Genomic DNA, 11957 nt, shown 5'->3' on the forward strand with positions numbered 1-11957 from the left:
CGTCCCACGTATGAAACGGCCTTTGGCCAATCTTTATATGATCAGGAATTTCAATGGAAGAAGTCCTTCATTTTATCGAAAAACCCTTTTTCATTCTTGCCTGGCTTAGGCTGAAAATTAGGGGAATGTCTCAACGATTCGAGCGTCTCGCGTTCGTCGGACGATAATTGCTGTGGGGTCCATACATTAATGTGAACCAGCTGATCGCCTTTTCCATAACCATTCAGGTCCTTGATGCCCTTTCCTTTCAGGCGAAGTATCTTTCCTGCCTGCGTACCTGACTCAATGTTGATCCTTGCTTTGCCGTCTATCGTTGGGATTTCCACCGAAGTGCCCAATGTGGCATCCACAAAGCTCAGGTGCATATCGAATACGATATTGTTTCCGTCGCGTTTCAGCTGCGCATCTTCCTCTTCTTCTATGACGATCAGCAGGTCGCCAGCCACACCGCCACGGGTAGGTACATTGCCTTTTCCGGACATGGAAAGCTGCATGCCTTCTGCAACCCCGCCCGGAATGTTCAATGTGATGAGGTCGTCTTGTAAAAGCCTTCCTTCTCCCGCACAAGAATCACAACGTTCGCTGATGATCTTGCCGTCACCATTACAGGTAGGGCAAGTACTCGTCGAAACCATCTGGCCGAGCATGGTACTCACTACTTTGCGCACCTGGCCGGTTCCGTTACAAGAATTACAGTTGGTCAGCGAAGTGCCATGTTTGGCGCCGTTTCCACCGCATGTATTGCAAGTTACGTGTCTTTTAACTTTGATCTTCTTTTCAACACCGTTCGCAACCTCTTCCAGGTTCAGTTTCAGTTTGATCCTGAGGTCTGAACCTTTCCGTACCCGGCGCCCGTTTCCACCGCCCTGGCGTCCGAAAATGTCGCCGAATGGACTACTGTCTCCGAAAATATCTCCAAACTGAGAGAAAATATCGTCCATCGAGAATCCTCCGCCACTGAACCCGCCAGCACCTGCTCCCGCTGCACCACCTACACCTGCATGACCGAACTGGTCGTACCGCTGGCGTTTGTTTTCGTCACTCAAAATGCTGTAAGCCTCTGCTGCCTCCTTAAACTTGTCTTCAGCAGTAGGATCATCAGGATTTTTATCCGGGTGAAACTTGATAGCCAACTTGCGGTAAGCCTTCTTAATGTCGTCAGCAGCAGCGCCACGATCTACCCCAAGGATTTCGTAATAGTCTCTTTTCTTTGCCATTTTATATTAATATGTCTTTAACCGCGGCCGGCGCAATGTTTGTCAGGCACCCACGATCACTTTTGCGTAGCGAATCACTTTATCATTCAGGTAGTACCCTTTTTCAATCTCGTCAATCACTTTTCCTTTGAGATCGTCGGAAGGAGCGGGGAACTGCGCGATAGACTCGTGAAGCTCTGCATCAAAAGTTTCTCCTTTTGACTCCATTGGTTTCACGCCTTTGGCTTCGAGGGTTTTAAAAAGCTTAGTGTAAATCAAGTCAACGCCTTCTTTCAATGCGTCAATCTCTGTGGATGAATCGAAAGAGACTTTGGCACGTTCAAAATCATCCACGATAGGCAAGATTAACTTCAATGTGTCCGCACTTGCACCTGATATCATTTCCAGCTTTTCCTTGGCTGTACGTCTGCGGAAGTTCTCAAAATCGGCGTATAGGCGCAGATATTTGTCTTTCAATTCGGCAATTTCAGTTTTCGCAGCGTCTAGCGGGCTAATTTCAGTAGCAGGCGACTCTCCCGTAATCTCCTGGCCAGCATTGTCCAGAGGCACAGAATTGGAAGCTTCGCTATGCTCTTCATTTATAATGTTGTCAGTTTCCAATGGAGCTTGATCCTCGTTCATTTCGTAATTTTTGTCTTGATATATGTTGAAGTCTGTATTTTTCGGCATAATTCTCTATAATAATGTGCCGTATACAATGACCTTTTACCCCCTAAATTATTTTGCCAGGCCTAAAATACTGACAAGATGGCATTTTACAAGCATTTCGTAACTTTGCAGCATGACGACAGACGATATCGTAAGGCAGGAGAGGAGTCAGTTTATCAAAGCAAAGGCCGTCGAAAACGGTTTTGATTTTTGCGGTATTTCAAAGGCAGAGTTTCTTGACAAGGAGGCGCCAAGACTTGAAAACTGGCTGAACCGTAACCAGCACGGCGCGATGGGCTATATGGCCAATCATTTCGACAAACGGCTTGATCCCACAAAGCTGGTGGATGGTGCAAAAAGCGTAATTTCTGTTTTGCTCAATTATTATCCTGAAAAAAGGCTTCCGGAGGGAGAAAAAGACCTCAAACTCTCCAAATATGCCTACGGAACCGACTACCATTATGTATTAAAGGAAAAGCTGGCCTCCCTGTTGCTCGCTATTCAGGAAGAGATTGGGGAGGTGAGCGGGCGGATTTTTGTCGATTCAGCACCGGTAATGGATAAGGTATGGGCTGCTAAAAGCGGATTGGGCTGGATCGGGAAGCATTCCAACCTGCTGAACCGCGACATGGGCAGCTTTTTCTTTATAGGAGAGATCATTTGCGATCTCGACCTTGCCTATGATGGTGCCGTGCAGGATTACTGCGGAACGTGTACCCGCTGCATCGATGCCTGCCCGACAGACGCCATTACTGAGCCGTTTGTTGTGGATGGTAGCAAATGTATCAGTTACTATACCATCGAATTAAAGGATTCGATCCCGCAGGAAGTCCAGGGCAAGTTCGGCAATTGGATATTCGGCTGCGATATCTGTCAGGATGTGTGTCCCTGGAACCGGTTTTCGAAGCCGCATACGACCCCTGAATTTGCATTGCCGGAAAGTTTGGCAGGCTTTAGGAACAATGACTGGCAGGAAATTACAGAAGAAATCTTTCGTGAGATTTTCAGGCGGTCGCCCGTGAAACGCACCAAATATGAAGGTTTGAAGCGCAATATAGATTTTGTTATATCGTCTAAATAAAAAGCACAATTAATTTTTAAACCTTATATTTGAATCCGGGAGTTCCTTTCGATGACTGAATAAAACACTCAAAACATGAGAAAACAATCTGTCAATCTTTGGGCCGTGCTAGTATGTGTGGTGATTGGGCAAGTAATACCAGCCTTGTGGTATAGTGCTTTTTCAGAAAAATGGATGGCTTTGAATGGCTTCACAATGGAGCAGATAAAAGCCGGTACCAGTCCGGTACCCTACCTGGCCAGTATTGTTTCTTCTTCCTTCATGGCCTACACAATGGCCTGGGTCTTTACCAAAATCCCTGTTAAATCGTTACTCGCCGGTTTCCTGATCGGTCTGCTCTTTGGTGTGGTGTTCATTTTGTTTGAAATCATCGTAAAAGACATGTTCTCCATGCGGCCGCTGCTGCTCTCGCTCATCGACGGAGGTGTGAGTGTGCTCGTGTACGCAATCACCGGCGCTATACTGGGCGTTTGGCGTAAATATGAGTAGGAGCGAAATATTCTCTTTCTACGCTTCCCATGTCCATCTTACAATAATACTAGTTCTTATCGGCATGGCCTGTCGGATTTGAAAGCTTATACGTTCCGATGTGTGCTGTTACGCAAATCACACCGCCGCTTCCTGCTATTTAAGCCAAACTGTTTCTATAAGGCCAAATCTTAGTTGGTGTTTCGAGCACGCAACAAAATTTGATCGGTATTTATAAATGTAGTTTAGACAAATAATATTTCTTTTATGATCAATAGTCGGTCTTTTGGTGTCTTGATTATGTGTAAACTCAAAATATTAGTTTAGTGCAATTAAATTTCACAAAATTAATTGCAATACATCTGAATTAGAATTAAATTCCATCCAAATTCAATAAACCCATATTTACCTATGAGAAAAACTTTACGGGTAATGCTACTTACATTGGTGCAAGTAGCATTTTTCATTTGCACATCAGAGGCCCAGGACCGGCAGATTACCGGGAAGGTCACCGATGAAAATGGTTCGGGATTACCAGGTGCCAACATCCTGATTAAAGGTACGACGCGAGGAACAAACACAGATGCCGAGGGTAGTTTCAGTTTATCAATGGCCGGAACAGGCGTCATCATTGTTTCCTCTGTTGGGTATACTTCCAAGGAAATTAATGTCACCGAATCGGTTTCCAACATCTCGGTAAGCCTTGATCCGGATGTGCGGAATCTTGGAGAAGTGGTAGTAACAGCCCTTGGTATTTCCAAAGAGCAGAAAACGCTCAGCTATGCAACACAGGTGATTAACACGGACAATTTTGCGAAAGCAAGAGAGCTGAATGTAGCCAACTCGTTGTCAGGCCGCGTAGCCGGTCTTGATATCGTTCGTTCATCCTCTGGGGTAGGCGGATCGAGCCGCGTGGTGTTGCGGGGTGACAGGTCTATTACTGGTAATAACCAAGCCTTGATCGTAGTCGATGGTGTACCTATCGATAACTCCAATTTCAGCCCGGGTAACGCAAATGGTGGCCGTGACGCAAGTGATGGTCTTTCCAGCATTAACCCTGACGATATTGAATCGATCAACGTACTGAGAGGAGCGTCAGCTACGGCATTGTACGGAAGCCGTGCAGCGAATGGCGCCTTGTTGATCACCACCAAAAAAGGTGTGGTGCGTAAAGGAATCGGTGTAAATATCAACAGCACGTTCCAGATGGAGCAGGCGATGGAACTTCAAAATTTCCAGAATGTATACGGACAAGGCGTGGAAGGCAAGTTCTTCCCAAACAGCGAATTTAGCTGGGGGCCTAAAATGGATGGCCAGCAGGTAGCTGCCTGGGGTCCTGATCCGGCAAATAAGGGCAAGACATACGCGTATTCACCAAATCCAAGCTCTTATAAAGATTTCTACTCAACCGGAACATCTATTGCCAATTCTGTTTCTTTAACGGCAGGTAATGAGAAAGTTCAGACTTATTTTTCTTACACCAATACCGCTGCAAAAGGAGTTGTTTCCAACAACAAACTAGGCAGGCACAATTTCAACCTTCGTCTTTCAAGCCAGGTTACCAGCAGGCTTACCTTCGATGGTAAAGTGACTTATCTGAGCGAAAAAATCGAAAACAGGCAGCAAACCGGTGAAGCTTTTGCCAACCTGCAGCGTCACATTCTGCGTTTGCCAAGAAGTATTTCTTTGGATCAGGCAAAGAGTTATGAGTACGTGGATCCTGCAACCGGTAAAACTTTGCAGAATTACTGGAACCCAGGCTCTAACGGTGGTCAAAATCCTTACTGGATCAAAAATAAAGTATTGGCTCTTGACAACAGGGACAGGATCTACGGATTTACATCGCTTAACTACAAAGTGGCCTCATGGCTATCTGTGCTGGGACGCGCCGGTTATGATAAGTACATTGATAAGTTCGAAGGTAAATGGCACACCAATACCTATACCATTGCTGATTTTGGGGACTATCAAACCAACTGGAGAGACAATTCTGAGCTAAACCTGGATTTGTTTGCATTGATAAGCAAGCAGTTCGGTGCTGACTTCAAACTGGATGGAACAGTGGGTGGTAACATTCTGAAGCGTGATTTTCTGAATCATCAAACGCTTAACAACGGTCTGAACCGTGATAACCTGTTCGTAACCACCAATGCCAGAAACTCGGTTACCAACAGAACCGTTACGCAAACCCGCAAGCAAGGTGTATTCGCTTCGGCTGATTTGATCTGGAAAGATGCCCTGACCCTTTCGGCATCGGCAAGAAATGACTGGTCGTCTACATTGCCAACAGCCAATCAGTCCTATTTCTTCCCATCAGTAGGTGCTGCGGCAGTGTTATCGAGCTTGTTTGATCTTCCACAGGCTATTTCTTTTGCCAAGCTGAGAGGAAGTTATGCATTGACGGGTAATGATGCCGCTCCTTATCTGCTCACCCAGACTTATTCGTATGTTGCCGGTGGTAACACGGGTTACATTGTTCGCGATGCCGTGAAACCTTTTCCAAATCTTAAACCTGAGTTGACAACAGCGAAGGAAATCGGTCTGGAAGCTAAATTTTTACAGAACCGCATCGGTTTTGACCTGACTTTGTATAGCAGTAACTCGAAGAACCAATTGTTCCAGGTGGCATTGTCAACTGCTTCGGGGTGGAGCTCTGAGTACATCAATGCAGGTAATGTTCAGAACAAAGGGGTTGAGCTTACATTCAATGTAGCGCCTATTAAAACAAACGACTTCTCATGGAACATTGATTTGAACTACGCGAGAAACGTCAATAAGGTTATCAAGTTGTCGGACAGGCTTGCCACGCTGACCCTTACCAGTGACTTTATGAACTTCGTGCGTGCGGAAGAAGGCAAAGCATTAGGCCAGATCTATAGCCGTGGTTTCCAGAGAGATGACCAGGGCCGCATTAAGGTAGGTACGAACGGAATCCCATTGGTGACCCCTGGTACGACGGTACCATTGGGAACTTCACGTCCGAAATGGACAGGCGGTATTTCTAACCGTTTCAGCTACAAAGGCATTAACCTGAGCTTCCTGATCAGTGGAAGAATAGGTGGTGTGGTTACTTCATTCACCAATGCAGTTATTTACGCGGATGGTGTGACTGAGGAAACACTGCCAGGACGTGAAGGTATGGTTGTAGATGGTGTTCAGGCAGACGGTAGCAAAAACACAGTTTCTACCACAGCAGAGGCTTATTGGAAATTTGTGGGTGGACGTAACACGCCGATTGGGGAGGCATTTACTTACAGCGCTTCCAACATCAGGCTGAGAGAAGCCACATTGGGTTACAGCATTCCGCAGAAACTGATAGGAAAATCACCTTTCCAGGGTGCTTCTCTTTCAATCGTGGGACGTAACCTGTTTTTCCTGATGAACAAGGCCAAAGGATTTGATCCTGAACTTGTCGCAGGTTCCGGTAATACGACAGTGGGTCTGGAATCATTCTCCATGCCAACCACACGTTCGTTGGGCTTGAATCTTAACTTGACATTCTAATCGTAAACCTGAAAGAAATGAAAAGGAGCTATAAAATACTATCATTCGCTCTCCTTACGACTGTTGCAATTGGAACATATTCCTGTACAGATAATTTTGAGGAGATTAATACCAATAAAACCAAGCTGACGTCCCTGGACGAGTCGGGAACTGAAAACGCATTTGCTGCGGCTCAGTACCGGTCCATTCAGGCAAGCTGGCAAACCTACCAAAGCCTTTTTGCCGATTTGCAAGGTCAGTACTTTGCAAACATTGCCCAAAACTTTTCTTCCGACCGGAATGTAATGGTGGGTAACTGGCTCAATGGCGCATGGACAGGTTTTTATGGCACAGCTATACCAGCCTTGTTAGGAGTTTTGGAAAATACAGGTCCTGGCGGAAAGTATGAGAACCCCGGAAAGTTTGCGGTAGCAAATATCTGGAAAGTATATATGTACCTGCCGAGAACAGATTACTGGGGCCCGATCCCTTACTCCAAAGTAGGCAGCGGTGAGTCGTCGGTTGAGTATGACACCCAGGAGTTTATCTACAAGGATTTTTTAACAACCCTGAAAACGTCAACAGCCGCTCTGGAAGCACTCAAAGGCACAAAGGTTTTTGGTTCTGTTGATCAGGTTTATGCAGGAGACGTGAATAAATGGATCTTGTTTGCCAATACACTGCGTTTGCGGATCGCCATGCGTATGTCCAAAGTGGAGCCCGCGTTGGCAAAAACAGAAGCAGAAGCAGCCGTTGCCGGTGGTACATTGGCTACCAATGCCGACGATGCTTTCCTGAAAGTGACCGCCAACTCATTCAACCCGATGAACCAGGCCACCGCCTGGAACGAGTTCCGTATGAGCGCAGCCATGGAAAGTGTGTTGAAAGGGTACTCGGATCCACGGATCAGCAAGTACTACGCACCCGTTGCAGGAACAGCCGCTACGTTCAAGGGATTGAGAAATGGCTATACCCAGGGGCAGCTTGGCGCTCCCGAAAACAATGCGAATGCAACTTCCAACGTAGCTGATGCATTCCTGCCAGCAGTACAGGACAAAAACCCGTTTGCGATCATGTATGCCTCAGAGGCTTATTTCCTGAAAGCAGAAGGTACGCTGAAAGGCTGGAATATGGGAACAGGTACTGCTAAGGAGTTTTATGAAAAAGGAATTGAAACTGCCATGAAGCAGTGGGGAATCACCGATGCGGCGGCCATTACAGCCTACGTTAATGGTACTACACCTCCTGTTGCACTGGCCGATTTCTCCAAAACACCGGCTTTGACGGACGTACCTGTGAAATTCTCTGCAGATCCGACCAAGCAATTGGAACAGATCATTACCCAGAAGTGGCTTGCTAACTATCCAAACGGTCATGAGGCCTGGGCGGAGTATCGCAGAACAGGCTATCCTAAGCTGTATGCGCGGATTAATTCAGATAACCCGGATTCACCCAAAGATGCCGTTGTTCGTCGTACACCATTCGTAATCGGTGAAACGCAGACCAACAAAATAGCGGTGGATGCGGCGACTACCAAATTGGGTGGTCCCGATAACTCTGCGACCAGATTATGGTGGGATAAGCCTTGATGCAGCAGTTAATGTTATATTGAAAACGATAGCAATGAGGCAGACAAAGTCTGCCTCATTGCTATTTCGGCTGGTCTCAATTATTTTTCGAAATCCAATTTTCTATCATTTCAGTCCATGAGATATTTCTATTTCTTTTTGCTGATTCTCCTTGCCGGTTGTAATGATCAGGAAACCCTATTTACTCGTTTGGATTCGGGAAAAACAGATATCACCTTCAATAATTTTGTGGACGAGGATGCAGAGAACAATGTTTTGCAGTACGGGTACTTTTACAATGGCGGGGGAGTGGCGGCGGCGGATTTTAACAACGACGGCCTGACCGATCTCTACTTCACCGGGAATATGGTCGCCAATAAACTGTACCTGAACACAGGAGATTTTGAATTCGAAGATATCTCGGAAAAATCAGGGACGGGACTGAATGAGGGTTGGAAAACGGGCGTATCGCTGGTGGATATCAACGATGATGGCTGGATTGACATTTACGTTTGCCGCGCGGGAGCGCAGGATCCTAAACTGAGGACTAAATTACTTTACGTCAACAATGGTAAAACTGCTGACGGCATCCCTACATTCACTGAAAAAGCGGCTGAGTATGGCCTCGACGATCCTTCCTACACCACACAAGCCGTGTTTTTTGACTATGACAAAGACGGCGATACCGACTGTTTTTTGCTTAATCACTCCGTTCAGCAATACGCCGGGTTCAGTAATCTGATCGCCAGCTATCGCCAACAGCGCAATGATGCTTATGGGAATAAACTGCTACGTAATGATGCTGGTAAGTTCACCAATGTGACCGATTCGTCGGGCATTGTTTCCAATATTCTCAGCTTCGGTTTGGGGGTCAATGTCAATGATTTCAACAATGATGGCTGGCAGGATCTCTACATTTCCAATGATTACAACGAAAATGACTATCTGTATCTCAATCAAAAAAACGGGAAGTTCAGAGAAGTGATACGGGAAGCGACGGGCCACGTGTCGCTTTATTCCATGGGTACCGACGCCGCGGACCTCAATAATGATGGACTTGCGGACATCGTAACCCTCGATATGCTGCCTGCTTCCAACGAAAGGATCAAGCTTACATCGGGTGATGATAATTATGACAAATACCAGCAGTTGCTCAAAGCAGGATTTCACGATCAGACCATGCGAAACATGTTGCAGCTCAACAATGGTGTGAATGCAGACGGAGTGCCGGTTTTTAGCGAGATAGGGCAGCTGGCAGGAATTTCCAATACGGATTGGAGCTGGGCAGCATTAATGGCGGATTTTGATAATGATGGCTGGAAAGATATTTTCGTTTCCAATGGTTATGCCAGGGATTATACCAATATGGAGTTTTTGAAATATTCCACGGACGTTCAGGTACAGGCGGGCCAGGGTGGAAAAACTCCGACGCAGATGGAAATTATCGCTCAGATGCCACCCATCAATGAGCCGGATTATGTATTTCAAAACCAGAAGAACCTCACATTCACCAAAAAAATAAAAGAGTGGGGATTTGAAAAAAGCAACCAGTCAAGCGGTGCGATATATGCAGACCTGGATAATGATGGCGATCTGGATCTGGTTACCAACAATACCAATGACAAGGCATTTGTATATCAAAACAATGCAGAGACGAAATTGACCAACAAGTCGCTTATGGTCAAGCTGGAATCGCCGAAGTACGCATTCCTGGCTGGTACCAAAGTCACATTGTACAGCGATTCGCTCACGCAGACACAAAGTTTTATGCCGGTTCGCGGATTTCAATCCGCGCAATGGGGGCCTGTGCATTTTGGAATTGGCGGCTCACAGCGCATTGACTCCCTTCGGGTGGATTGGGCTGATGGCAGTTCGCAAACATTGAAAACGGTAACGATCGGTAAGCCCGTCGTCCTGAAATATACAGATGCCAAAAAGGCGGATAATGTGCAATTAATAGCACCAGTCGCAGCCTGGGAGCAGGTTAACCTCTTCGATTTCAAGCATATCGAAGACGTGCGCAATGATTTTCGCATCCAGACTTTGTTGCCCGCTATGCTTTCCTACCAGGGCCCGCATCTCGCACAAAAGGATCTGAATGGTGACGGTACCGATGATTTTTATGTCGGGGGAGGACGTGGACAGGCTGGTGCATTGTTTTTGAGTTCCAATGGAAAGTTTCAAAAATCAATGCAGCCTGCTTTTGAAAAGGATGCAGCTTTTGAAGATGCCGGACTCGCGTTTTTTGATGCCGACCATGACGGCGACAGCGACCTGCTCGTCACCAGCGCTGGCTACGAGCTCAATGCGAATGATCCTTTGCTGGTGCCGAGATTATATATCAACGAAAAAGGAAAATTCAAGCGGGCAGATTTGCCTGCATCCATACCTAATACGTCGGCCATTGCAACTGCGGACGTGGATAAGGATGGCGATATGGACGTTTTTCTGGGTAGCCGCGCTAGGCCGGGCCGTTTCCCTGAGAGCGCGGGTGGGATTCTGCTGATCAATGATGGGAAAGGTAAATTGACGGATCAAACCAAAAGTCAGGCGCCGCAGCTATCGCAGGCAGGAATGATCACCGACGCTACATTTCAGGATCTGGACCAAGACGGATATCCCGAACTGGTACTGGCCACAGACTGGAAGCCCGTGCAGGTTTTTGGAAACAAAAATGGAGCATTCAGCAATATCAGCGACACCTGGGGAACCTCCGGCCTACATGGCTGCTGGAATGTGATCAAACCGGCTGACCTGGATGGCGACGGCGACATTGACTTTGTAGTCGGGAATATGGGTAGCAACTGGCAATGGAACCTTACCTCTCCGGAGGGAATGACATTGTACGCAGGCGATTTTGATAATCTGGGGCGGATCGTACCGGTTATCGGCGTGACGGAAGGCGGCAAGGAATTTCCCTATGCAAGCCGGGACGAGCTGCTGGACCAAATCCCATCGCTCAAAAAGAAATACACCAATTATGTAACCTATTCCAAAGCGACACTAGCAGAAATACTTCCTGCTGAAAAGCTGGACAAGGCACAAAAGCTGACCGCCAAAGAACTCAGAAGTGGTATTCTGGAAAACAAGGGAGGTAAACTCGTGTTTCACGCATTGCCGGTGGAGGCGCAGTTCGCACCCGTGTACGCTATCGCCCTGGCGGACGTGAACTCCGATGGCCAATCAGATATTATTCTGGGAGGCAACCTGAAACAAACGCGCGTCAGGATCGGGAAAAACGATGCCAGTTTGGTGCAGGTATTTCTGAATAAAGGCGCTATGCAGTTTACGTATATGCCTCAGGCTCGAAGTGGTTTTTATGTTACCGGAGATGTCCGTGATCTCACCGTGTTTTCATCGGAAAAAGAGTCTTACCTGCTGGTAGCAATCAACAATGCGAACCTGGTAGCCTACCGTTTGAGAAAAAAAATGAATTAATTTTTAATTAAAAAGATAAAAATTCCATGATCCGTCCAGACGGATCCGCGATTT

7 protein-coding genes are annotated in these 11957 nt (G+C 46.7%); 5 read left to right on the forward strand and 2 right to left on the reverse strand.

Going from position 1 to position 11957, the window contains the following annotated elements; genetic code table 11:
• Window positions 1–50: 50 nt before the first annotated feature.
• Together dnaJ and ABIO93_RS16230 are read right to left on the reverse strand one after the other, a co-directional pair.
• Window positions 51–1217 (reverse strand): molecular chaperone DnaJ, encoded by a 1167-nt coding sequence (gene dnaJ / locus ABIO93_RS16225; protein WP_348069477.1) that lies wholly within the window; start codon window positions 1215–1217, stop codon window positions 51–53.
• A 42-nt stretch (window positions 1218–1259) separates the two neighbouring features.
• On the reverse strand, window positions 1260–1886 hold the full coding sequence (locus ABIO93_RS16230; RefSeq protein WP_348069479.1) for a nucleotide exchange factor GrpE: 627 nt from the start codon (window positions 1884–1886) through the stop codon (window positions 1260–1262).
• A 112-nt stretch (window positions 1887–1998) separates the two neighbouring features.
• Here ABIO93_RS16230 and queG point away from each other — a divergent pair, with 112 nt between their 5' ends.
• The 5 genes from queG (at window position 1999) to ABIO93_RS16255 (ending at window position 11903) form a co-directional block, all read left to right on the forward strand.
• On the forward strand, window positions 1999–2946 hold the full coding sequence (gene queG / locus ABIO93_RS16235; RefSeq protein WP_348069481.1) for a tRNA epoxyqueuosine(34) reductase QueG: 948 nt from the start codon (window positions 1999–2001) through the stop codon (window positions 2944–2946).
• Window positions 2947–3021: 75 nt separating this feature from the next.
• Complete coding sequence (locus ABIO93_RS16240) at window positions 3022–3435, forward strand: DUF1761 domain-containing protein (protein WP_348069483.1); 414 nt, start codon at window positions 3022–3024, stop codon at window positions 3433–3435.
• 390 nt (window positions 3436–3825) lie between these two features.
• Window positions 3826–6918 carry a SusC/RagA family TonB-linked outer membrane protein gene (locus ABIO93_RS16245; RefSeq protein WP_348069485.1) on the forward strand — a complete coding sequence of 1031 codons (3093 nt, stop codon included), beginning with the start codon at window positions 3826–3828 and terminating at the stop codon, window positions 6916–6918.
• Window positions 6919–6935: 17 nt separating this feature from the next.
• Entirely contained in the window at window positions 6936–8486 is a 1551-nt protein-coding gene (locus tag ABIO93_RS16250; RefSeq protein ID WP_348069487.1) for a SusD/RagB family nutrient-binding outer membrane lipoprotein, read from the forward strand.
• Window positions 8487–8603: 117 nt separating this feature from the next.
• On the forward strand, window positions 8604–11903 hold the full coding sequence (locus tag ABIO93_RS16255; protein ID WP_348069489.1) for a VCBS repeat-containing protein: 3300 nt from the start codon (window positions 8604–8606) through the stop codon (window positions 11901–11903).
• The last annotated feature ends 54 nt before the right edge of the window (window positions 11904–11957 follow it).

This window comes from Dyadobacter sp., from assembly GCF_039919315.1.
Classification (GTDB): Bacteria; Bacteroidota; Bacteroidia; order Cytophagales; family Spirosomataceae; genus Dyadobacter.

What these genes read in the sequence shown, in the direction of transcription:
- dnaJ (WP_348069477.1), bottom strand. Translation starts at nt 1,217, where the DNA reads ATGGCAAAGAAAAGAGACTATTACGAAATCCTTGGGGTAGATCGTGGC.
- ABIO93_RS16230 (WP_348069479.1), bottom strand. Translation starts at nt 1,886, where the DNA reads ATGCCGAAAAATACAGACTTCAACATATATCAAGACAAAAATTACGAA.
- queG (WP_348069481.1), top strand. Translation starts at nt 1,999, where the DNA reads ATGACGACAGACGATATCGTAAGGCAGGAGAGGAGTCAGTTTATCAAA.
- ABIO93_RS16240 (WP_348069483.1), top strand. Translation starts at nt 3,022, where the DNA reads ATGAGAAAACAATCTGTCAATCTTTGGGCCGTGCTAGTATGTGTGGTG.
- ABIO93_RS16245 (WP_348069485.1), top strand. Translation starts at nt 3,826, where the DNA reads ATGAGAAAAACTTTACGGGTAATGCTACTTACATTGGTGCAAGTAGCA.
- ABIO93_RS16250 (WP_348069487.1), top strand. Translation starts at nt 6,936, where the DNA reads ATGAAAAGGAGCTATAAAATACTATCATTCGCTCTCCTTACGACTGTT.
- ABIO93_RS16255 (WP_348069489.1), top strand. Translation starts at nt 8,604, where the DNA reads ATGAGATATTTCTATTTCTTTTTGCTGATTCTCCTTGCCGGTTGTAAT.